The organism is Frankia sp. KB5, from assembly GCF_002099325.1.
GTDB classification, from domain to species: domain Bacteria; phylum Actinomycetota; class Actinomycetes; order Frankiales; family Frankiaceae; genus Frankia; species Frankia casuarinae.
Genome location: NZ_MRUJ01000095.1, coordinates 1 through 23,225, shown reverse-complemented (window position 1 = coordinate 23,225; position 23,225 = coordinate 1). Strand labels below are relative to the sequence as shown.

The 23,225-nt window shown below is 71.4% G+C and carries 19 protein-coding genes and 1 pseudogene; 19 read left to right on the top strand and 1 reads right to left on the bottom strand.

Annotation, left to right across the window (positions count from 1 at the left end; translation table 11 throughout):
• The 9 genes and pseudogenes from KBI5_RS10805 to KBI5_RS10765 all read left to right on the top strand — a co-directional run.
• Positions 1 to 758: aminotransferase class I/II-fold pyridoxal phosphate-dependent enzyme (locus tag KBI5_RS10805; protein ID WP_116289891.1), on the top strand; the 758-nt coding region annotated here is incomplete at its 5' end.
• A 63-nt stretch (positions 759 to 821) separates the two neighbouring features.
• Entirely contained in the window at positions 822 to 1,409 is a 588-nt protein-coding gene (gene hisB / locus KBI5_RS10800; RefSeq protein ID WP_011437410.1) for an imidazoleglycerol-phosphate dehydratase HisB, read from the top strand.
• Entirely contained in the window at positions 1,406 to 2,038 is a 633-nt protein-coding gene (gene hisH / locus KBI5_RS10795; protein WP_011437409.1) for an imidazole glycerol phosphate synthase subunit HisH, read from the top strand. Before hisB ends, hisH begins: the two co-directional genes overlap by 4 nt.
• Before the next feature lie 108 nt (positions 2,039 to 2,146).
• On the top strand, positions 2,147 to 2,905 hold the full coding sequence (gene priA, locus KBI5_RS10790; RefSeq protein ID WP_085015159.1) for a bifunctional 1-(5-phosphoribosyl)-5-((5-phosphoribosylamino)methylideneamino)imidazole-4-carboxamide isomerase/phosphoribosylanthranilate isomerase PriA: 759 nt from the start codon (positions 2,147 to 2,149) through the stop codon (positions 2,903 to 2,905).
• Positions 2,902 to 3,666, top strand: coding sequence for an imidazole glycerol phosphate synthase subunit HisF (gene hisF, locus KBI5_RS10785; RefSeq protein WP_011437407.1), 765 nt, complete (start codon positions 2,902 to 2,904; stop codon positions 3,664 to 3,666). The genes priA and hisF overlap by 4 nt, the downstream gene beginning before the upstream one ends.
• A gap of 38 nt (positions 3,667 to 3,704) precedes the next feature.
• Positions 3,705 to 3,905, top strand: a pseudogene (locus KBI5_RS10780) (hypothetical protein); the annotation flags it as partial.
• Positions 3,902 to 4,399 (top strand): phosphoribosyl-AMP cyclohydrolase, encoded by a 498-nt coding sequence (gene hisI / locus KBI5_RS10775; RefSeq protein WP_011437406.1) that lies wholly within the window; start codon positions 3,902 to 3,904, stop codon positions 4,397 to 4,399. The pseudogene KBI5_RS10780 and the gene hisI, both read left to right, overlap by 4 nt.
• Complete coding sequence (locus KBI5_RS10770; RefSeq protein ID WP_011437405.1) at positions 4,396 to 5,973, top strand: anthranilate synthase component I; 1,578 nt, start codon at positions 4,396 to 4,398, stop codon at positions 5,971 to 5,973. The genes hisI and KBI5_RS10770 overlap by 4 nt, the downstream gene beginning before the upstream one ends.
• 98 nt (positions 5,974 to 6,071) lie before the next feature.
• A complete protein-coding gene (locus KBI5_RS10765) occupies positions 6,072 to 6,671 on the top strand; it encodes a Trp biosynthesis-associated membrane protein (protein WP_011437404.1) in 600 nt (199 codons plus the stop codon).
• Here the strand turns inward: KBI5_RS10765 and KBI5_RS10760 are convergent, their stop codons facing one another.
• A complete protein-coding gene (locus KBI5_RS10760) occupies positions 6,672 to 7,022 on the bottom strand; it encodes a hypothetical protein (protein ID WP_085015158.1) in 351 nt (116 codons plus the stop codon).
• Positions 7,023 to 7,584: 562 nt separating this feature from the next.
• Between KBI5_RS10760 and trpC the strand changes: the two genes are divergently transcribed.
• From trpC to KBI5_RS10710, 10 genes are all read left to right on the top strand, one after another.
• Positions 7,585 to 8,388, top strand: a complete 804-nt coding sequence (gene trpC / locus KBI5_RS10755; protein ID WP_085015157.1) for an indole-3-glycerol phosphate synthase TrpC — start codon at positions 7,585 to 7,587, stop codon at positions 8,386 to 8,388.
• Between the two features lie 54 nt (positions 8,389 to 8,442).
• Complete coding sequence (trpB, locus tag KBI5_RS10750) at positions 8,443 to 9,780, top strand: tryptophan synthase subunit beta (RefSeq protein WP_011437401.1); 1,338 nt, start codon at positions 8,443 to 8,445, stop codon at positions 9,778 to 9,780.
• A 129-nt stretch (positions 9,781 to 9,909) separates the two neighbouring features.
• Positions 9,910 to 10,731 (top strand): tryptophan synthase subunit alpha, encoded by an 822-nt coding sequence (trpA, locus tag KBI5_RS10745; RefSeq protein ID WP_011437400.1) that lies wholly within the window; start codon positions 9,910 to 9,912, stop codon positions 10,729 to 10,731.
• A gap of 187 nt (positions 10,732 to 10,918) precedes the next feature.
• The gene (lgt, locus tag KBI5_RS10740) at positions 10,919 to 12,184 is read left to right on the top strand and encodes a prolipoprotein diacylglyceryl transferase (RefSeq protein ID WP_085015156.1); all 1,266 of its coding nucleotides are present in this window, start codon (positions 10,919 to 10,921) and stop codon (positions 12,182 to 12,184) included.
• A gap of 281 nt (positions 12,185 to 12,465) precedes the next feature.
• Complete coding sequence (gene gltB / locus KBI5_RS10735) at positions 12,466 to 17,022, top strand: glutamate synthase large subunit (RefSeq protein WP_085015155.1); 4,557 nt, start codon at positions 12,466 to 12,468, stop codon at positions 17,020 to 17,022.
• Positions 17,023 to 17,081: 59 nt separating this feature from the next.
• Complete coding sequence (locus tag KBI5_RS10730; RefSeq protein ID WP_085015154.1) at positions 17,082 to 18,524, top strand: glutamate synthase subunit beta; 1,443 nt, start codon at positions 17,082 to 17,084, stop codon at positions 18,522 to 18,524.
• Positions 18,525 to 18,693: 169 nt separating this feature from the next.
• Positions 18,694 to 19,308 (top strand): adenylate kinase, encoded by a 615-nt coding sequence (locus KBI5_RS10725; RefSeq protein WP_011437396.1) that lies wholly within the window; start codon positions 18,694 to 18,696, stop codon positions 19,306 to 19,308.
• Between the two features lie 3 nt (positions 19,309 to 19,311).
• Positions 19,312 to 21,495, top strand: coding sequence for a membrane protein (locus KBI5_RS10720; RefSeq protein WP_011437395.1), 2,184 nt, complete (start codon positions 19,312 to 19,314; stop codon positions 21,493 to 21,495).
• Between the two features lie 92 nt (positions 21,496 to 21,587).
• A complete protein-coding gene (locus KBI5_RS10715; RefSeq protein ID WP_085015153.1) occupies positions 21,588 to 22,043 on the top strand; it encodes a TerB family tellurite resistance protein in 456 nt (151 codons plus the stop codon).
• A 76-nt stretch (positions 22,044 to 22,119) separates the two neighbouring features.
• The gene (locus tag KBI5_RS10710) at positions 22,120 to 22,971 is read left to right on the top strand and encodes a sulfite exporter TauE/SafE family protein (RefSeq protein ID WP_011437393.1); all 852 of its coding nucleotides are present in this window, start codon (positions 22,120 to 22,122) and stop codon (positions 22,969 to 22,971) included.
• Positions 22,972 to 23,225 lie beyond the last annotated feature (254 nt).

The window sequence follows — 23,225 nt, the reverse complement described above, 5'->3', positions numbered from 1 at the left end:
CCACCGCCACCGAGTGGGTGGCCGGGCAGCGAGCGGAGGACTTCACGCTCTCCCCGGCCGTGGTCACCGACGCGATCGCCCGGCACCGACCCGCCCTGGTCTTCCTCTGCTCACCGAACAATCCGACGGGCACGGCCCTGCCGCCCGAGGTCGTCGCCGCCGCCTGTGAGGCGGTGGAGGCCACCGGCAGCGGCATGGTCGTCGTCGACGAGGCCTACGCCGAGTTCCGCCGGGCCGGCGTGCCCAGCACGCTGACGCTGCTGCCCCGTCATCCGCGGCTCGTCGTCACCCGGACAATGAGCAAGGCGTTCGCGCTGGCCGGTGCCCGGGTAGGCTATCTTGCCGCGCACCCCGCCGTGGTGGACTCGCTGTACCTGGTGCGGCTGCCCTACCACCTGTCGAGCTTCACCCAGGCCGTCGCGCGCACGGCGCTCGCGCACGCCGACGAGCTGCTCGGCACGGTGGAGGCGGTCAAGGCCCAGCGCGACCGCATCGTCCGGGAGTTGCCGGCGCTCGGTCTGCGGCTGGCTCCGAGCGACGCCAACTTCGTGTTCTTCGGCCGGTTCGCCGATCAGCGGGCGGTGTGGCAGAGCCTGTTGGACGCGGGAGTGTTGGTCCGCGATGTCGGTCTGACCGGCTGGCTGCGGGTCACCGCCGGGCTGCCGAACGAGGTGGACGCGTTTCTCGGGGCGCTGGGCAGAACTCTCACCGGCAGCGTCATCGGCGCGGACGGTGTCATCAGCCTCGCCACCGCCTGAGCCCCTGGCCCGGCCTGAGCCCCTGGCCCGGCCTGAGATCTACAGAGACCGAGGAAGCCCCCGATGGCACGCACCGCGCGAATCGAACGCAAGACGTTGGAGTCGGACGTCCTGGTCGAGCTCGACCTCGACGGGACGGGAATCTCCTCGTCGGACACCGGCGTCCCGTTCTTCGACCACATGCTGTCCCAGCTCGGCAAGCACGGCGGGTTCGACCTCACCGTGCGTACCCGGGGGGATCTGCACATCGACGCCCACCACACCGTCGAGGACACCTCGATCGCCTTCGGGTCCGCCCTGCGCGAGGCGCTCGGCGACAAGGCGGGTATCCGCCGGTTCGGGGATGCCACCGTCCCGCTGGACGAGGCGCTCGCCCAAGCCGCCGTCGACCTGTCCGGCCGGCCGTACTGCGTGCACGTCGAACCGGATCTCGTCGGGATGATCGGAACTTACGACACGACGCTGACCCGGCACATCTTCGAGTCGATCACCGCGTCCGCCCGGCTCGCGCTGCACGTGCGGGTGCTGTCCGGCCGCAACGCCCATCACGTGGTCGAGGCCCAGTTCAAGGCGGTCGCGCGGGCTCTGCGCGACGCGGTGGCGCTCGACGCCCGCGTCGCCGGGATACCCTCCACGAAAGGTGTGCTGTGAGCGGAGACGGACCCGGCCGGCGTCCCCGGGTGGTTGTCCTGGACTACGGCTCGGGAAACCTGCGGTCGGCCGAGCGCGCGCTCGCCCGAGTCGGCGCCGACGTGACGGTGACCGCGGATCTTGACGTGGCCCGCGGCGCGGCGGGCCTGGTCGTACCGGGCGTGGGCGCCTATGCGGCCTGTATGGCAGGCATCGACGCCGTGGGCGCCGCGCCCGTGGTGCGGGAGCGGGTAGCGGCGGGACGGCCCGTGCTCGGGATCTGCGTCGGGATGCAGGTGCTGTACGAGCTCGGTGACGARCACGGGGTGCGGACGGTCGGGCTCGGCGTGATCCCTGGCGAGGTCCGCCGGCTCGCCGCCGACATCCTGCCGCACATGGGCTGGAACACTGTGGCGCCGCCCGCCGGATCGATCCTGTTCGCCGGACTGCCCGCGGACACGCGGTTCTACTTTGTCCACTCGTACGCGGCGAAGGCCGATCCGGCCGCCGGGGACACCGTGGGGGAGCACGGCGAGCCGTTCGCCGCCGCCGTCGAACGGGGTGCGCTCGCCGCGACCCAGTTCCACCCGGAGAAGTCCGGGGATGCCGGAGCGCACCTGCTGGCGAACTGGCTCGGCAGCCTGGTCTGAGCGAGCCCTGGTCTGAGTGAGCGTGAACGCGAGGGCGGATGTCCTGTAATGCGGATGTCCTGTAATTAGGGCGGCTCCAGCGCCCCGCTGGACCGTAGGGTGGCCGATGTGACGCTTACTCTGCTGCCCGCCGTGGACGTGGCCGACGGCAGGGCCGTCCGACTCGTCCAGGGCGAGGCCGGTTCCGAGACCTCGTACGGCGACCCGCGGGAGGCGGCGCTGACCTGGCAGCGCGACGGCGCCGAGTGGATCCACCTGGTCGATCTCGACGCTGCCTTCGGCCGGGGGTCGAATCGGGAGCTCATCGCCGAGGTGGTACGCRCGGTGGACGTGGCCGTCGAGCTCTCCGGCGGCATCCGCGACGACGCATCGCTCGACGCGGCGCTGGCCACCGGCGCGGCCCGGGTCAACATCGGCACGGCTGCGCTCGAGGATCCCGACTGGGTCCGCCGGGCCATCGACCGGGTCGGTGACCGTATCGCGGTCGGTCTCGACGTCCGGGGGACCACGCTGTCGGCCCGGGGCTGGACGCGGGACGGTGGCGAGCTGTTCGATGTGCTCGCCCGCCTCGACGCCGACGGCTGCGCCCGGTACGTGGTGACGGATGTGCGCCGAGACGGCACGCTCACCGGGCCGAACGTCGAGCTCCTGCGCTCCGTGACCGCGGCCACCAGCCGGCCGGTGGTCGCCAGCGGCGGCGTGGCCACGCTCGACGACCTCACCGCGATCGCCGTGGTGCCCGGAGTGGAGGGCGCGATCATCGGCAAGGCGCTCTACGCCGGCGCCTTCACGCTGCCCGAGGCCCTGGCCGTTGCCGGGAATATCGGGAATATCGGAAACGGATGTGCGGGTGCGGTGGGTCGATGAGCGTCGCGGTCCGGGTGATTCCCTGCCTCGACGTTGACGCCGGCCGGGTCGTGAAGGGCGTGAACTTCACGGACCTGCGCGACGCCGGCGACCCGGTCGAGATGGCGCGCCTCTACGACGCCGAGGGTGCCGACGAGCTGACGTTCCTCGACATCACCGCGTCCAGCGGCGATCGGGAGACCACCTATGACATCGTGCGGCGGACCGCCGAACAGGTGTTCATCCCGCTGACCGTGGGTGGCGGGGTCCGCTCGGTCGACGACGTGAACCGCCTGCTGCGGGCGGGGGCCGACAAGGTCGGCATCAACACGGCGGCGGTGGCCCGGCCCGAGCTGGTGCGCGAGTGCGCCCACCGGTTCGGTAACCAGTGCATCGTCATCTCGGTGGACGCCCGGCGCCCACCCGGTCCCGACGGTCCGCGCTTCGAGGTCACGACGCACGGCGGCCGCAAGGGCACCGGCATCGACGCGGTGGCCTGGACGGCGCGGGTGGTCGAGCTCGGCGCCGGGGAGATCCTGCTCAACTCGATGGATGCCGACGGCACACGGGACGGCTACGACCTGGAGATGATCTGCGCGGTGCGTGCCGAGGTCGATGTCCCGGTGATCGCCAGCGGCGGGGCCGGCGACCTGGCCCACTTCGCGCCGGCGATCGACGCGGGCGCGGACGCGGTGCTCGCGGCGAGCGTGTTCCACTTCGGGCAGCTGCGCATCGGCGAGGTGAAGACGGCGCTGCGCGGCGCGGGTGTACCCGTGCGCTGACCAGGCGCGTCCGCCGACGGGGCGCCGACGGGGCGCCGACGGCCGAGGCGGCACAGGACGTCGTCGTCGTGGACGCCGGACGGATCGTCCAGCGCGGTCCGCGCCGGGATCTGATCGCGATGCGCGGCGTGTACCAGCGCCTGCACCGATCCTGGGCGGCGGGGGTCGGGACGGGAGCGGCGGGCGGCCCGTCGCCCGGCACCGCTGCGGCGCCGGGCGCGAGCAGAATGGTGGGGTGACCATTCGCCCTTCCGCTCTGGATCCCGCCATCGCCCGTAGGCTGCGCCGCAACGACGCGGGCCTGTTCCCCGCCGTCGCCCAGCAGTACGACACCGGCGAGGTGCTGATGCTCGGGTGGATGGACGACGAGGCGCTGCACCGGACCCTCACCACGGGCCGGGCCACGTACTGGAGCCGCAGCCGCGCGGAGTACTGGGTCAAGGGGGAGACCAGCGGGCACCGGCAATGGGTGCGGTCGGTCGCGCTCGACTGCGACGGGGACACCGTCCTCGTCCGGGTGGACCAGGTGGGCCCGGCCTGCCACACGGGCACGCGGACCTGCTTCGACGGCAATCTTCTGCCCACGGTGACCGTCGAGGCCGCGGATACCGCCCGGCCCCGCGACCTCTCCGGTGCCGCCAGCGTTTCCGGTGCCGCCAGCGTTTCCGGTGCCGCCGGTGACCCCGCTGGCGTGGACAGGGCCGGCGTGAGCAAGGCCGGCGCGGACCGATGACGACCGGGCAGATCATCCCCGGCCGGGAGGAGTTCCGGGCCGCGGCGGCGGCGCATCCGGTCGTCGCCGTCACCCGTCGGCTGCTCGCCGACGGGGAGACACCCGTCGGCGTCTACCGCAAGCTCGCCGGCGGCCCCGGGACGTTCCTGCTGGAATCGGCGGAGCATGGCGGGGTGTGGTCGCGGTATTCGTTCATCGGTGTGCGGGCCGCGGCGACGCTGACCGAGCGCGACGGGCAGGCGGTGTGGGTGGACGGTGCGCCGCCTCCCGGAGTGCCGGTCGACGGTGACCCGCTCGACATCCTGCGTGCGGTGGAGAGCACTCTGCAGGCCTCGAACAGCCCACAGGCCCCTCCGCTCATGGGTGGTCTGGTCGGCTATCTCGGCTACGACATCGTGCGCCGCATCGAGCGGCTCCCCGCGCACGCCGTCGACGACCTCGGCCTTCCCGAGTTGCGCATGCTGCTCACCACCGATCTCGCCGTGCTGGACCATCGGGATGGTTCCTGCCTGCTGGTGGCCAACGTCTTCACCGGCCGCGGGAATGGTGCCGGTGACGCAGGCGCCACCGGCACCACCGGTGGGGACGCGGACGCCGCCGCACACCCGGCCGGGATCGACCTGGACGCCGCCTACGACGACGCGGTGGCCCGGCTGGAGGCCATGACCAGCGATCTCGCGAAGTGGAACGAGCCGACCGTGGCGACCACGGCGGGCACCGCCGCGGGGGTCGGCGACTTCGTCTCCGCCACGCCTCCCGGTGCCTTCCAGACCGCGGTCGAGCGGGCCATCGAGGAGATCCGCGCCGGCGAGTGCTTCCAGATCGTCGTCTCGCAGCGCTTCGAACGGCGGACGACCGCGGATGCGCTCGACGTCTACCGGGTGCTGCGGACCTCGAATCCGAGTCCCTATATGTACCTGCTGCGTTTCGCCGACCACGACGTCGTCGGATCCTCCCCGGAGGCGCACGTCAAGGTCACCGGCCGCCGGGCGTTGCTGCACCCCATCGCGGGCAGYCGGCCCCGGGGAGGCACTCCCGAACAGGACGCCGAGCTTGCGGCGGAGCTTCTCGCGGATCCGAAGGAACGCTCCGAGCACGTGATGCTGGTCGACCTGGTCCGCAACGACCTCGGGCGGGTCTGCAACCCCGGTTCGGTCCGGGTCGTCGAGTTCGCGGCCATCGAACGGTTCTCGCACATCATGCACATTGTCTCCACGGTGATCGGTGAGGTGGCTCCGGACCGCAGCGCCGTGGACGTGCTGGCCGCGACGTTTCCGGCGGGGACGCTCTCGGGGGCGCCCAAGGTGCGGGCGATGGAGGTCATCGACGAGCTGGAGCCGACCCGGCGGGGCCTGTACGGGGGCGTGGTCGGCTACCTGGACTTCGGCGGTGATCTGGACACCGCGATCGCGATCCGCACCACAGTGATGCGCGACGGTATGGCCTACGTTCAGGCCGGAGCCGGCATCGTCGCGGATTCCGATCCCGACACCGAGGATCTGGAAAGCCGCGCGAAGGCCGCCGCCGTCCTGCGCGCCGTCGAGGTCGCCGAGTCGTTGCGACCGCCGTCATGACGGCCGCAGGGTCCCCCCCCGCGGGGCGCCCATCCTCCCCGCGCGACCGGGCCGGCACCGCGGAGCCGCCTTCGCCGGGCCACCGTCCCGGAGGCGATGTGCACGCGGCCGAGGCGATGCGACGCGGCCACCGGGAACGCACCCTCGCGGTGCTGGGATGTCTGCTCGGTGCCGGCGTCGTGCTCGTGTCGGGCGGTGCGACCTGGGTGTCCGCTCGGGTGAGCGGGCCCCGCGGTGGGGCGGACGGCGGCGCCGTCGCGGCGCCACTCGCCGTGCACTGGACCGGCGGGGCGCTCGCATCGACGGCGACCGCTCTCGCCCTGGTCGGGCTTGCCGCGGCCGTGGCGATCGTGGCCACCCGGCGCATCGGGCGGCTGGTCATCGGTGTGCTCACCGCGGCCGCCGGGGCCGGTATCGCCTACGTGGCCGGACGCATCGGCTGGGATCCACTCCCGACGCTGCGCGAGACCGATCAGGTCCGCCAGCTCGTGCCCGGTGGCCAGGCGCGGATCGATGACGTCAGCCAGACGATCGCTCCCTGGCTGTCGTTTGCGGGCGGGCTGCTGCTCATCCTCGTCGGCGCCCTCGTCGTCCTGCGCGGCCGGTCATGGCCCGCAATGTCCGGCCGCTACCAGGCCCGCGATGCCACTCCGGCCGACGCCTGGGACGCGATCGAGCGGGGCCACGACCCGACCTGATCACCTGGCGTCTCCGCGACGCCCGGCTTGGCGGGCCGGCCAGCCGGAACCGGGAGCGCCACCGGCCAGCGGGTCGGCCAGCGGGTCGGCGGGCGCCAGGTCCGCGGGTGGGAGGTCGGGAAACGGGTCGACCAGCTCCGTGAGAGYCAGCGCCCGGCGGTCCAGGTCGGCTTCGAGCATCATCATGACGGCGTCCATCCGGATCAGGCAGCGGGACAGCTCGTCGAGCTGCTCGGCGAGCTCGGGCTCGAGGCGGGGCCGCCGGTGCGCGCCCGGGGCGTCGCGCGCCGCGGGCACCCGGGCGGCGCCGAGGGGGGACGAGAGGGGGGACGAGAGGGGGCGGCTGTCCATCGGAACTCTCCTCGGTGTCGAACTCATGTTCGAGTATAGGGGGCGCCGACGATCGACGCCAGCCCGCCACGCCGTCCCTGGGGCGCTGCCCGGGTCCGCCCGAGGGTTCGGGTCCGCCCGAGGACATGTGCGGCGTGCCATGCGTGTTTCCGGTCGGCGAAGGCGCGGCGGTCCCGAGTGTGCGCGGCGCGTTGCGGCCGCCGATCCCGAGAACCTGTCGTGCGGCCGCCCGGATCTCGTGATGTCGTCGCCCGACGATCGAGGTGGTAACCCGGTGGTGCCTCTGCACACGGTGGTTCACCGGCCTCGTCGCGTTACTCTGTCAACGGGCTCACGACGCAAGATCGATTGCGGACCGTAGCTGATCGGTGCAGGCGGATCCGAAGTGGCTGACAGTGCAGCGTCCGTGAAGATGGGTGCGTTCGGGCCRCTACCCGATTCCTCACGGGAAAGTCAACTATGTGGAGTCGTGGATCGTAGCCGCATGTGGGGGGGCCGGGCACACCGTGCCTGCCTGGCCTACCATCGGCGGCATGACCGCGACAGTCGCGAGCGCGGGGCGATGAGCGTTCTCACCGAGATCCTCGACGGGGTCGGGATCGATCTTGCCGCCCGCGAGCAACAGACCTCTCTGGCAGATCTCAAGCGGCGGGTGGAACGCGTTCCCGACCCGAAGGACGCGCTTGCCGTCTTCCGGGACTCCCGGGTCTCGGTGATTGCCGAGGTGAAGCGCCGTTCCCCCTCGAAGGGGGAGCTGGCGACCATCACCGACCCCGCTGCCCTCGCCACCGAGTACGAGGCGGCGGGCGCCGCCGCGGTGAGTGTCCTGACCGAGCAACGGCGCTTCAGCGGCTYCCTGGCCGACCTCGACGCCGTGCGTCGCGCGGTGGACGTCCCGCTGCTGCGCAAGGACTTCATCGTGTCGCCCTACCAGGTCTTCGAGGCCCGGGCGCACGGGGCGGACATCGTCCTGCTCATCGTCGCGGCGCTGGACCAGCCGCGGCTCGTCGGCCTGCGCGAGCGGATCGAGTCCCTGGGCATGACGGCGCTGGTCGAGGTGCATGACGAGGCGGAGATGGTGCGGGCGCTGGACGCCGGCGCCCAACTGGTCGGGGTGAACGCCCGCGACCTGCACACGCTGAAGATCGATCGGAGCACCTTCGCCCGGCTCGCGCCGATGGTGCCCCCGGAAGTGCTCGCGGTCGCCGAGTCCGGCATCCGGGGGCCGCACGATCTGCTCGCCTACGCCGCTGCGGGGGCGGACGTGGTACTGGTCGGCGAGGCAGCCGTCACCGGCGATCCTCGTCAGACGGTCGCCGATCTGGTGGCGGCCGGCGCGCATCCGGCGGCCCGGGTCGGGCGCTGAGGCCGCCGGCGCCCGTGCCCCGGTATCCGGGGCTCGGCCCTATACAGTCGCACCGTGACCACCCGAACCGCTGCCGAGTCAGTTCGCCCCGCGGCCGCCGGAACCGGGACGCCGTCGGGCTCCGGTCCGGTCCGTCCGGACACGTCGAGCTGGCAGGCGTTCCCCGACTCTTCGGGGCACTTCGGGCGTTTCGGTGGTCGTTTCGTCCCCGAGGCCCTCATGGCGGCGCTGGACGAGCTCACCGCAGCCTACGCGGCGGCCAGGGTGGATCCCGGCTTCACCGCGGAACTGGACGGGCTGCTGGCGAGCTACGCGGGCCGGCCCACTCCGCTCACCGACGCCCACCGGCTCACCGCGCACGTTGGCGGTGCCCGCATCCTGCTCAAGCGTGAGGATCTTGCGCACACCGGTTCCCACAAGATCAATAATGTCCTCGGGCAGTGCCTGCTGACCCGGCGGATGGGCAAGACCCGGGTTATCGCCGAGACCGGAGCCGGTCAGCACGGTGTTGCCACGGCCACCGCCTGCGCCCTGCTCGGCCTGGACTGCGTCGTCTACATGGGCGAGGAGGACACCCGCCGGCAGGCCCTAAACGTCGCCCGGATGCGCCTGCTCGGCGCCGAGGTCGTTGCGGTCACCTCCGGCAGCCGAACCTTGAAGGACGCCATCAACGAGGCCATGCGCGACTGGGTGGCCACCGTTGACACGACCCATTACTGCATCGGGTCGGTGATGGGCCCGCATCCGTTCCCGATGCTGGTCCGCGACTTCCAGCGGATCATCGGGGTCGAGGCGCGCGCCCAGGTGCTCGATCGTGTCGGCCGACTGCCCGACGCCGTCGTCGCCTGCGTCGGTGGCGGCTCGAACGCGATGGGCATCTTCCACCCGTTCATCCCCGACGTCGAGGTCGCGCTGATCGGCTGCGAGGCCGGGGGGGACGGGGTCGCCACCGGTCGGCACGCCGCGGCGATCGCCGGCGGTTCCGCGGGCGTGCTGCACGGCATGCGGACGTTCCTGCTGCAGGACGAGTTCGGGCAGACCCAGGTCTCCCACTCGATCTCGGCGGGTCTGGACTACCCTGGCATCGGCCCCGAGCATGCCCTGCTGCACGAGACCGGTCGGGCGAGCTATCGGGTCGTGGACGACACCGCCGCGATGGAGGCGCTCGCGCTGGTGGCCCGTACCGAGGGCATCCTGGTCGCGATCGAGAGCGCGCACGCCTTCGCGGGTGCCCTCGACGTCGCCCGGAAGCTCGGTCCGGGCACGACTGTCGTCGTCAACTGCTCCGGTCGGGGGGACAAGGACGTCGACACCGCCGCCCGCTGGTTCGACCTCCTCGACGAGGCCGATGCCGGCGGGGGCCCCGTCGGCGGTCCGGCGCGACCGGTCTGAGGGACCCTGAGGGATCCTGTCTCGGGACCGGCAGCAACCAAGACGGGACGCACGGGACGCGTAGGACGCACAGAACGCGCAGGACAGACAGGCCATAAAGGCCCTCGGGCTCGACGGAACGGACGCACGGTGCAGAGTCGGTTGGACGCAGTGTTCGCGGCGGCCCGCGAGGAGGGGCGGTCGGTGCTGGTCGGCTATCTGCCCGCGGGATTCCCGACGGTGGACGGGGCGATCGAGGCCATGCGGGCCATGGTGGCGGCGGGAGTCGACGTTGTTGAGGTCGGCCTGCCCTACTCCGACCCCACCATGGATGGTCCGGTGATCCAGGACGCGGCGGATGCGGCCCTGCGCGGCGGGGTCACGACGCGGGACGTGATCCGCACCGTCGAGGCCGTCGCCGCGACGGGGGCCCCGGCCCTGGTCATGTCCTACTGGAACCCGATCGACCGCTACGGCGCGGCCTCGTTTGCGGCCGATCTGGCCGCCGCCGGGGGCGCCGGAGCAATCACTCCGGACCTGCCGCCCGAGGAGGCCGGGCCCTGGCTCGACGCGTGCGCCGCGCACGGCCTGGCCCCGGTGTTCCTCGTCGCTCCCAGCTCCTCGGACACCCGTCTCCGGCTGGTCGCCGGCGTCGCGCGCGGCTTCGTCTATGCCGCCTCGCTGATGGGTGTCACCGGGACCCGGGCGGCGGTCGGCGAGCGGGCGGCCGATCTGGTCGCCCGGGTGCGGGCCGCCACCGAGCTCCCGGTGGCGGTGGGGCTCGGGGTGAGCACCGCGGCGCAGGCCGCCGAGGTCGCGGGCTTCGCCGACGGTGTGATCGTCGGCTCCGCGCTGGTGAAGGTCCTGCTTGAGGCGGAACGTTCCGGAGCCGGCGCCTCAGCGGGCCTCGCCGGAATCCGTCGGCTCGCCGCGGAGCTCGCCGGAGGGGTGCGCGCTCCCGTTCCGGCGTGAACTCCCGGCCGCCCCGACCCGGCCGTCACATCTGTCGCCCACATCGAGTATTGCCCACATCGAGCGCCGCATATATCACCCCGCCGCGCACCGAGCGAGACACGTGACTGTGCGACACGTGACTGTGCGACACGTGGCCGGGGCACCCCGCGCGTGATGGACGGGTCCACGGGATAGCCTGGCGACCGTGGTTCTCGCCGCTATTCCTAGCCCATCGCGTGGCGTGGTGCATCTCGGGCCGGTGCCGCTGCGTGCCTACGCCCTGATGATCATTATTGGCGTCTTCGTCGCCGTATTCGTGACGGGAAGAAGGCTGCGCGCTCGCGGCATGGATCCCATGGTGGCCAGCGAGGTCGCCTACTGGGCCGTCCCGTTCGGCATCGTCGGCGCCCGCGTCTACCACGTGGTCAGCACTCCGGCCGCCTATTTCGGCCGGGACGGCAACGTGCTGGACGTCATCAAGATCTGGAACGGCGGGCTGGGTATCTGGGGCGCCATCGCGGGCGGGGCCTTCGGCGCGTGGCTGGCGACCCGGCGCTACGGCATCAGCCTCGCCCTGTTCGGCGACGCCGCGGCGCCGGGCATCATCCTGGCCCAGGCGATCGGACGCTGGGGCAACTGGTTCAACCAGGAGCTGTACGGCAAGGCGAGCACCCTGCCCTGGGCGGTGCGCATCGACGAGAAGCACCAGATCATCCCCGGCGTGTCCACCTATCAGCCGACCTTCCTCTACGAGTGCCTGTGGAACCTGGTGGTGGCCGGGATCCTGTTGGTCGTCGATCGGCGGCACCGGCTCGGCCGCGGCAAGCTGTTCTGCCTCTACGTCGCGCTCTACACGTTCGGCCGGTTGTGGATCGAGATGCTGCGCATCGACACGGCGAACCAGATCCTCGGGCTGCGGGTCAACATCTGGACCTCGATCGTCGTCTGTCTGGGGGCGTTGCTGGCGCTGGCGGTCACCCGCAGTCCCGTGGATCCGAATCTGTCCAGGGAGGAGCAGGAGGCCCTCGGAATCGCCCGTTCCCGGCCCGCGGCGCGGTCCACGGTGACGACCGCCGGTACCGCCGACCAGCGGGCGGCCGCTCTCGATTCGGTYGGTCCCGATTCGGCCGCTCTCGATTCGGTCGGTCCCGATTCGGTCGATCCTGATCTGGGCGGTCCCGATCCGGCCGATCCTGGTTCCGCCGGGTCGGTGCCCGCCGCCGCGGTGCCCGATGCCTCCGGGTCGACCGCCACCACTGCCACTACCGCCACTACCGCCACCACTGCCACCACTGCCACCACCGCCACCACTGCCACCACYGCCACCACTGCCACCACTGCCACTACCGCCACCACTGCCACCACCGGCGTACCGGCTGGTTCGCAGCAGAGCCGCGGCCTGGCGACGAGATTGCCGGCGAGCGGTGGGCACACGTCGGCCGTTCCGCCGGAGGAGCCGCAGCTGCCCTGATGAGACGCCGGAGACGCCGGAGACGCCGTCTCCGGCGGGGCCCCGGGCGTCGGCTGGACCGTCGACCTTCCCCTACTTGTAGTGACCGAGGCCGGGCGGGGAGGTATGACGTCATCTGGCGGTGATCTCCTGGACATATTTGATCGCGGCGCATGAGCGGGCCGCGTGGCACACTCGGTAGAGACACGGGGCGCCGGGCCAGCGTCGCCGTGCCGTCACACCACTCGGACWGCGTTGTCCGCACCCCCTTCAGCCCCTGAAGATGGACAGGACTTCGCCGGATGCCGAGTGCGCAAGGTCTTTACGACCCCACCTTCGAACACGATGCCTGTGGCGTCGGCTTCGTCGTCGATGTACACGGCAGGCGCAGTCACGAGCTGGTCGAGCAGGGCCTGACCGTGCTGCGTAACCTCGACCACCGGGGTGCCTCGGGCAGCGACCCGGACACCGGCGACGGAGCCGGCATCCTGGTGCAGGTCCCCGACCTGTTCCTGCGTGACGTCGTCGACTTCACGCTGCCCGCCCCGGGGCGTTACGCCGTCGGGATCGCCTTCCTGCCGCAGGTCTCGGGGGAGCGGGACGAAGCCGTGCGCACCATCAGCCGCATCGTCCGCCAGGAGGGGCTGCGGGTCCTCGGCTGGCGTGAGGTGCCGGTCGTCAGCCACATCGTCGGGCACGCGGCCCACGAGGTTGAGCCGCGGATGCGGCAGCTGTTCCTCGCATTGCCCGGCAGTCTGCCCGCCGCCGGTCCGGTTGAGGGCGGCGCGGGGAACGGGTTCGACCAGGCCGACCTCGAACGTCGGGCGTTCTGCGCCCGCAAGCGGATCCGCCGGGAGACCGGCGTCTACCTGGCGTCGCTGTCGTCGCGGACCCTGGTCTACAAGGGGATGCTCACCACCCACCAGCTCTCGGCCTACTTTCCCGACCTCGACGACCCCCGGTTCACCAGTGCCATCGCGCTGGTGCACAGCCGGTTCTCCACGAACACCTTCCYGAGCTGGCCGCTGGCGCACCCGTACCGGTTCGTCGCCCACAACGGGGAGATCAACACTGTCCGCGGGAACCGGAACTGGATGCGGGCCCGCGAGGCGCTGCTCGCCAGCGACCTGATCCCCGGTGACCTCTCCCGGCTGTTCCCCGTCTGCGCGGACGGGGCGAGCGACTCGGCGAGCTTCGACGAGGTCCTGGAACTGCTGTACCTGGGCGGTCGCAGCCTGCCGCACGCGGTGCTGATGATGATCCCCGAGGCGTGGGAGAACCACACCGAGATGGACCCGGCGCTGCGCGCCTTCTACCAGTTCCACTCCACGCTGATGGAGCCGTGGGACGGCCCGGCCTCCATCGCGTTCACCGACGGGACGGTCATCGGGGCGGTGCTCGACCGTAACGGGCTGCGGCCCTCGCGGTACTGGGTCACCGACGACGGCCTGGTCGTGATGGCCTCCGAGGTGGGCGTGCTCGACATCCCGCCGCACAAGGTGGTGCAGAAAGGCCGGCTCCARCCGGGGCGGATGTTCCTGGTGGATACCGCCGAGGGGCGCATCGTCAGCGACGAGGAGATCAAGTCCGAGCTCGCGAACGCGGCGCCGTACGCGGAGTGGTTGCACGCCGGTCTGATCGAGCTGGACGACCTGCCCGAGCGGGAGCAGCTCCTCTACGGGCACTCCTCGGTGCTGCGTCGCCAGCAGGTGTTCGGCTACACGCTGGAGGAGCTGCGCGTGCTCGTCGCGCCGATGGCGCGCACGGGCGCGGAGCCGATCGGCTCGATGGGCACCGACACGCCGGTGGCGGTGCTCTCCAGCCGTCCCCGGCTGCTGTTCGACTACTTCACCCAGTTGTTCGCGCAGGTCACCAACCCGCCGCTGGACGCGATCCGCGAGGAGTTGGTGACGAGCCTGGGCCGGGTGCTCGGCCCGGAGGGCAACCTGCTCGCGCCATCCCCGGCGTCCTGCCGGATGGTGCACCTGCCCTATCCGGTGATCAGCAGCAGCCAGCTTTCGAAGATCATCGGCATCAACGACGACGGTGACATGCCCGGCTTCGCCTCGGTGACGGTCCGTGGCCTGTATGACGTCGACGGGGGCGGCGCGGCGCTCGCCGCCCGGCTGGCGGAAATCTGCGCCGGGGTCAGCGAGGCCATCGCCGACGGTGCCCGCATCGTCGTGCTCTCCGACCGGGACTCCGACACGCGCAAGGCCCCGATCCCGTCGCTGCTGCTGACCGCCGCCGTGCACCACCACCTGATCCGGGAGCGGACCAGGACGAAGGTCGGCCTCATCGTCGAGTGCGGCGACGCCCGTGAGGTGCACCACATCGCGCTGCTCACCGRCTACGGCGCCGCGGCGGTCAACCCGTACCTGGCATTCGAGTCGATCGACAGCCTCATCGCCGAGGGCGAGATCGTCGGGGTGTCCCGGGAGCAGGCCGAGAAGAACATGATCAAGGCGCTCGGCAAGGGCGTGCTGAAGGTGATGTCCAAGATGGGCATCTCGACGGTGGCGAGCTACACCGGTGCCCAGGTCTTCGAGGCGATCGGRCTGTCCCAGGAACTGATCGACGCCTATTTCGCGGGTACCCCGTCGCGCCTCGACGGCATCGGACTCGACGTCATCGCGGCGGAGGTGGCAGCGCGGCACCGGCGGGCCTACCCGCCGATCGCCTCCGAGCACGCGCACCGCACGCTGGAGGTCGGCGGCGAGTACCAGTGGCGCCGCGAGGGTGAGCTGCACCTGTTCAACCCGGAGACCGTCTTCCTGCTCCAGCACGCCACCCGCACCCGGCAGTACGAGACCTTCCAGAAGTACACCGCCCGGGTCGACGGTCTGTCCCGGGAGAACGCGACGCTGCGGGGTCTGTTCGAGCTGCGTACCGGGGTGCGCACGCCGGTGCCGATCGAGGAGGTCGAGCCGGCCTCGGAGATCGTCAAGCGGTTCGCGACCGGTGCCATGTCCTACGGCTCGATCAGCGCCGAGGCGCACGAGACGCTGGCTATCGCCATGAACCGGCTCGGCGRGAAGTCGAACACCGGCGAGGGCGGCGAGGACGCGGAGCGGTTCACGCCGGACGCGAACGGGGACCTGCGCCGCTCCGCGGTCAAGCAGGTCGCCAGCGGCCGGTTCGGGGTGACCAGCGAGTACCTCGCCAACGCCGACGACATCCAGATCAAGATGGCCCAGGGGGCGAAGCCCGGGGAGGGGGGGCAGCTTCCTGGCCACAAGGTCTACCCGTGGATCGCGAAGACGCGGCACTCGACGCCCGGTGTCGGGCTCATCTCCCCGCCGCCGCACCATGACATCTACTCGATCGAGGACCTCGCCCAGCTCATCCACGACCTGAAGAACGCCAATCCCAAGGCCCGGGTGCACGTCAAGCTGGTCGCCGAGGTCGGCGTCGGCACGGTCGCCGCCGGGGTCTCCAAGGCGCACGCCGATGTGGTGCTGATCTCCGGGCACGACGGCGGGACGGGCGCCTCGCCGCTGACCTCGCTGAAGCACGCGGGTGCCCCCTGGGAGCTGGGGCTGGCCGAGACCCAGCAGACGCTGCTGCTCAACGGCCTGCGCGACCGCATCGTCGTGCAGGTCGACGGGCAGCTGAAGACCGGCCGCGACGTCATCGTCGGGGCGCTGCTGGGGGCCGAGGAGTTCGGTTTCGCCACCGCCCCGCTGGTGGTTGCCGGCTGCGTGATGATGCGCGTCTGCCATCTCGACACCTGTCCGGTCGGTGTGGCGACCCAGAACCCGGAACTGCGCAGGCGGTTCACCGGCAGGCCCGAGTTCGTCGAGGCCTTCTTCACCTTCATCRCCGAGGAGGTGCGCACCTACCTCGCCGCGCTGGGCTTCCGCAGCCTGCAGGAGGCGGTCGGCCGGGTCGACCTGCTCGACGCCCGCGCCGCCGTCGACCACTGGAAGGCCTCCGGCCTCGACATCACCCCGTTGCTGCACACCCCGGAGCGGCCCTTCGGCGGCTCGCTGAACTGCACGTCCAGCCAGGACCACGGGTTGGACAAGGCGCTGGACAACTCGCTGATCCAGCTGTGCGAGGGAGCGCTCGACGACGGCCGGCCGGTCTGGCTGGAGATGCCGATCCGCAACGTCAACCGGACCGTGGGCACCATGCTCGGCTACGAGGTGACGAAGCGCTTCGGCGCGGCGGGGCTGCCCGACGACACGATCCAGCTGCGGTTCACCGGCTCCGCGGGGCAGAGCTTCGGCGCCTTCGCGCCCCGCGGCATGACACTGACCCTCGAGGGCGACGCGAATGACTACGCCGGCAAGGGCCTGTCCGGCGGCAAGATCTTCGTCTTCCCGCCGAAGGAGTCCCCGCTGCGGGCCGAGGAGAACATCGTCGCCGGTAACGTCCTGCTCTACGGGGCGACGGGCGGCGAGGCGTTCTTCCGCGGAATCGTCGGCGAGCGGTTCTGCGTGCGCAACTCCGGGGCGACCGCGGTGGTCGAGGGGGTCGGCGACCACGGCTGCGAGTACATGACCGGCGGCACCGTGCTGGTGCTCGGGGCCATCGGGCGCAACTTCGCCGCGGGCATGAGCGGCGGCGTGGCCTACCTGTACGACCCGGTCGAGGCGCGGATCAACACCGAGATGGTGGACGTCGAGGCGCTGGACGACGCCGACGAGACGATCGTGCGGGACCTGCTCGTCCGGCACCGCCGGGAGACCGGTTCGACGGTGGCCGCCCGGCTTTACACCGACTGGGACACCGTGCGCGGGTCGTTCCGTAAGGTGATGCCACGGGACTACAAGCGGGTGCTGACCGCCATCCGGCAGGCGCAGGAGCAGGGGCTCGTCGCCGACGAGGTCATCATGGCGGCGGCTCGTGGCTGACCGGGCCGCCAAGCACGACCCGACCATCATCGCGATCGCACGGACCCGACAGGAGCGGCATGGCTGACCCGACCGGCTTCCTCAAGCACCGCAGGGAGCTGCCGAAGCGCCGTCCCGTGGACGTCAGGATCACCGACTGGCGCGAGGTGTACGAGTCGTTCCCCGAGGAGCATCTGCGCACGCAGGCCAGCCGGTGCATGGACTGCGGCATCCCGTTCTGTCACGAGGGCTGTCCGCTCGGGAACATCATTCCGGAATGGAACGACCTGACCCGGCGCGGCGACTGGGTGGACGCCATCGAGCGGCTGCATGCGACGAACAACTTCCCCGAGTTCACCGGGCGGCTGTGCCCGGCGCCGTGCGAGGCGGCCTGCGTGCTCGGCATCGGCGACGATCCGGTGACCATCAAGCAGATCGAGGTCAGCATCATCGACCGCGCCTGGGCCGACGGCACCGTGGTCCCGGTTCCGCCGTCGCTGCGTACCGGCAAGCGGGTGGCGGTCGTGGGCTCCGGCCCGGCCGGTCTCGCCGCCGCCCAGCAGCTCACCCGGGCCGGCCACGAGGTCGTGGTCTACGAACGGGCCGACCGGATCGGCGGCCTGCTCCGCTACGGCATCCCCGAGTTCAAGATGGAGAAGCGGGTCTTGGACCGCCGGCTCGCGCAGATGGCGGCCGAGGGCACGTCGTTCGTCACGTCCTGCAACGTCGGCCTCGACATCTMCGCGGACGAGCTGCGTTCCTCCCACGACGCGGTGGTCCTCGCCGGCGGATCGACGGTCGGCCGGGACCTGCCCGTTCCCGGCCGCCAGYTGGGTGGCGTCCAGCTGGCGATGGAGTTCCTGGTGCCCGCGAACCGGGTCGCGCAGGGGGACCTGCCCGAGTCGCCCATCTCCGCCAAGGGCAAGAACGTGGTCATCATCGGCGGCGGTGACACGGGCGCGGACTGCCTGGGCACCTCCCACCGCCAGGGCGCGCTCTCCGTGCACCAGCTCGAGATCATGCCCCGGCCGCCGGAGCTGCGGGCCCCGGCCAACCCGTGGCCGTCGTACCCGATCATCTACCGGGTCTCCAGCGCGCACGAGGAGGGCGGCGAGCGGGTCTTCGCCGTCTCCACCGAGCGCTTCCTCGGTGACGAGGACGGCAACGTGCGGGCGCTGCGCATGCACGAGGTGCGCCTCGTCGGCGGGAAGTTCGAGAAGGTCGAGGGTACCGACACCGAGCTGCCCTGCCAGCTGGTGCTGCTCGCCATGGGGTTCACCGGTCCGGAACGGTCCGGCCTGCTGACCGATCTCGGGGTGGAGCTGGACGCGCGCGGCAACGTGGCGCGCGACGCCGGGTGGGCCTCCTCGGTCCCCGGCGTGTTCGTCGCCGGGGACATGGGACGCGGGCAGTCGCTGATCGTCTGGGCGATCGCCGAGGGACGTGCCGCGGCCGCCGCCACTGACCGCTGGCTGATGGGCAGGACGGACCTGCCCGAGCCCATCACGCCGACGCGTCGCTGACCGGGAGCCGGCCAGCCCCGGCGTGCAGCCAGCCCCGGCGTGCGGCCGGAACATCGGAGCACTTTTCGGCCGAAGATTCATGTGATCTGCCTTGCTCCATGCCGGATCCGCGGCGATTGACCGGACTCGCCGACCCGCCTGGTGACCTGCGGCGGTACCGTTCAGTGCCATGAGGCTCGTGCTGCTCGGTCCACCTGGCTCCGGCAAGGGAACCCAGGGCGCTCGCATCAGCGCCCGGCACGGCATCCCCTCGATCTCGACCGGCCGGCTGTTCGACCGGCAGATTGCCGCGGGTACGCCGCTGGGCCGTCGCGCGGAGCGCTACGTCCGCGCGGGCGAGCTGGTCCCCGACGAGATCGTGCTCGACATCGTCGCCGACCGGCTCGAGAGCGGCGTCGACTGTGCGGTGGGGTTCCTGTTCGACGGGTTCCCCCGGACCTACCCCCAGGCCGAGGCGTTGGACCGGATGCTCGTGGCGACCCGCGGCCCGCTCGACGCGGTCGTCGACCTCGACGTCGACGTCGACGAGGTGCTCGACCGCATCCGGCGCCGGTCCCGCACCGAGGACCGGGTTGACGACGCGGAGGACACCGCCCGTCGCCGGTTGAAGGTCTTCGAGCAGGAGACCGCACCACTGCGCCGCTACTACCAGCGGGGTGGCCTACTGCGCACGGTGGACGGTTCCGGCAGCCCGGACGAGGTTGCGGCCCGCATCGAGGAGATGCTGGCGGACGTCGCCCATCCGGGTCTGCGGGCCCATCCGGGTCTGCCTGTCTGTCGGTAGGCCATGGGTCGCCGAGGAGGGGAGCGGGGGCGCCTCGCGCACGTCGCCCTCGTCGCCCTCGTCGTGCTCTGCTGGCTGCCGCTGGTCGTCGTCATCACCGCGTGGCGGACCGTGCTGAACCCGGCCTTCTATTCGCAGTCGCTGAACCGGGCCGACGCCTTCGACCGCGTCTACACCCAGGTACTGCCCGATCCCGCGGTCGACACGTTGCTGGCCGGCCTCCCGATCGACAGCTCCCTCGTCACCGCGAACCTGCGCACGGTGCTGCCCCCGTCGACGATCCAGGCGATGACCGACGAGCAGATCAACCGGATCGTCGCCTACCTGCGGGCCGACACGGACGACGTCGAACTCGCCGTCGATCTCCGGCCGATCTTCGACAACATCTCGGGCCTGGCCAACCGGTACGTCGCCGGTGAACTGGGCGCCGGCACCAGCTACCAGGTCACCACCGTGCAGGAGTTCACCCACGGTGTCGTCACCGCGCTCGACGACATCGCCGCCGGGCGCCCGCCGAAGTCCCTGCCCACGATCGAGCTCTCCCCGCAGGACACCGACCGCGTCCTGCCCGTGGTGCTGGACCGGGTGGACGCCGACACCCGGGCGCGCATCGAGGCTCCGCTGCGCGCCCTGCTGAGGTCGGGCAACATCGCCGGAGCGCTGGCGCTGGTCGGTCCGGAGGTCTTCCGGGGCGACGAGACGGCCATCGGCCGGCTCCAGGTGTATCTCCACGGATCCACCCTCGATCTCGGGGTCCGTCTGTCGGATCTGCGTGACCGGCCGATGATCGTCGCGATCGACCGGCTGCACGACGTCGCCGCGACCCTGGTGTGGGTCTCCCTCCTGCTCGCCCTGATCATGACGGCGGCCATGGTCAGCATCGTCGTGCTGGCCGGGCGGCGGGGGGTGTCCCGGGTCCGGGCCGCGACCGGTGCGGTGGTCCTCGCCGGCGTTGGTGCGGGGCTGCTCGGCGTCGTCCTGCGCATCGCGCTGCCGAATCCGCTGACCTCGCTGGACAGGTCGTCGTCGCCCCTGCCGCCGGGAGCCGGCGCAGTGCTGGTCGACTTCTCCTCGCGCGCCTACGGCACGCTCGAGAGCGACTTCCTGCGGATCGTGGCCTGGACGCTGGTGGCCGGCCTGGTCGGCTACGGATTGTCGCGGCTCGTCGCGGTGTCCGCCCGGTGGAACCGGACCGGCCGGCGGCGCCGGGTCGCCACGGCGTTCGCCCTCGCGGCGCCCCTGATGATCATCGTGACCTGGACGGCCTTCCCGGGCGCCGCCGCCGAGGCCCGCAAGCTCTGCAACAGCCAGCAGGCGCTGTGCGACCGGCGCTATGACCAGGTGAGCTACCTGGCCACCCACAACGCGATGGCCACCAGCGAGGACCGGTTTCTCGGGCCTGCCCAGGACCCGGCGATCACGCACCAGCTCGACCTGGGGGTGCGCGCCCTGCTGCTCGACGTGCACCACTGGACATCGCCGACCCAGGTCGACGCCTATCTGCAGACCCTGCCGCCCGCGACCCGCGACGCGCTCGCCCCGCTGACGCGAGGCGCCCGGTCGGAACGCCCCGGCACCTGGCTGTGCCATGACCTGTGCCAGCTCGGCTCCCTCGACTTCGTGGCGGAGCTGACTCGGGTCCGGGACTGGATGAACCGTAATCCCACCGAGGTCGTGACGCTGATCATCCAGGATAATGAGGTGCCGGCGAGCGAGATCGCCGGCGGCGTGGCGGCCGCGGGCCTCGCGGGGATGGTGACGACGCCGCCGGAGGATCCGCATGGCCGATGGCCGACCCTGCGCGAGATGGTCGCCTCGGGCCGACGCCTGGTGGTCTTCACCGAGCGGCAGGACCTGCCGGGCACGTTCCTGCGCAGCTTCTACCGGTATGCCGAGGACACTCCGTTCGATGCGAAGAAACCCGAGGATCTGCGAACCTGCGCCCGCAACCGGGGCGTGGACGGTGCCTCGCTGCTCCTGATGAACCACTGGCTCACCGCCGCCGCGCCCAGCCGCCGTGCCGCCCTCGGCGCGAACGCCGCCGAGACCGTGTTTACCCGGGCACAGCGTTGTCGCCAGGAGCGCGGGCGGATCCCGACGTTCGTCGCGGTCGACTTCGCCACGATCGGTGACGCGCAGGCGGCGGTGGACCGGCTCAACCGCGTTCGCGGCGGTGCCGGTTCCTGACCCTCGGCCAGCCGGTGGGAGCATGTCCGGGCGGTCATGCGTTGACCTGCGAGGAACCATCTAGTGATACGTCACCGTGCGAGGGAGCCCAGGTGCCGATCTGGAACCAGCTGCGTCAGTCCGCCCAGACGATGCAGGGCCAGCTGAACGCCAAGAAAAACGACCTGAAGAGCGGTGCCTTCCGCGATGCCAGCATGGCGATGTGCGCATTGGTCGCCGCGGCGGACGGGACCATCGACCCGGCCGAGCGGCAGCGGGTCGCCGCACTGATCATCTCCAACGACGTGCTCAACAACTTTCCCGCGGATGATCTCCAGCGTCGCTTCAACGACTATGTCGGCAAGCTGCAGGCCGATTTCGAGTTCGGCAAGGTCTCCATCCTCCAGGAGATCGGGAAGACGAAGAAGAAGCCGGCGGAGGCCAGGGCGGTCATCCAGATCGGGATCGTCATCGGCGGGGCCGATGGCAACTTCGACAAGACGGAGYAGGCCGTCGTGCGGGAGGCGTGCTTCGCGGTCGGCATCAACCCGGAGGAGTTCGACCTCTGAGCCGGACCGGCCGCACTGCGCCGAACCCGTCACCCCGTCACCCCGTCACCCTTCCTTCCATCGGCATAGAGGACACGTGGGACCAGCCGATGCCCTGCTCGCGGGCGGGGCGGGTCTGCTCGCGGGCGCGGTGAACACGATCGCGGGCGGCGGGACCCTGATCGCCTTCCCGGCGCTGCTCGCCACCGGTCTGCCGGCGCTGACCGCCAACATCACCTCATCGGTGGGGCTGGTCACCGGGTACGCCGGTGGGGCGCTGGGCTACCGCCGCGAGCTTGCCGGGCAGGCCGTCCGGCTGCGTGCCCTGGGACCGCCGGCTCTRCTCGGCGGTCTGGCCGGCGCCGTTGTGCTGCTGGCCACGCCCTCCGACAGCTTCCGGGCGCTGGTTCCGTACCTGGTGCTGGTCTCCTGTCTGCTTCTGGCGGCTCAGTCCCGGCTCGCGGCCGTGGTGGCACGCCGGAGAGCCAGCACGGCGGCGGGTGGCGGGCCGCCGGAGTCGGCGCCATCCGGGCCATCCGGTTCGCCCGCGGCCGCATTGCTGTCGCCCGCCTCCGGTTCGCTCGCCTCCGACCGGGTGACCTGGCCGACTCGGCTCGGGATCTTCGTCGCGGGAGCCTACGGATCGTATTTCGGCGCGGGGCTCGGGGTGCTGCTCCTTGGGGTGCTGGGCATTCTGCTCACCGACGACCTGCAGCGCACCAACGCGCTGAAGACGCTGCTCGCGTTCGGGGCCAACGCGGTGGGAGTGGCGGTCTTCCTGGTCACCGCGAAGGCCTCGTGGGGGTTCGCCGGCATCCTCGTGGTCGCATCCCTGCTCGGTGGGACGATCGGTGCCCGGGTGGCCCGCCGGCTACGACCGAACGTTCTACGTGGCGTGGTCATCACGCTCGGTGCGACCGTGGCGATCGCGTTGCTGATCCGTGGCTGACCAGCCGGCCGTCCGTCGAACCGGCCGTCCGTGGACTATCTTACGTTATCGGACGGTGCACGCCGTCGTTATCGTACATTCGCGCAAGCAACTCGGCCAGGTAGCGGCTACGCTTCCGAAGCCAGCTTGAGGAAATGGTTCCGGTGACAGYCGGCTGGGTTACCGCTGGGCCCTACGTTCGTCGTCCTCCTGTGAGGAGTTATCCACAGGTGGCCTGTGGCGCTGGATTACCGGGGCTACCTGATGGATTCTCG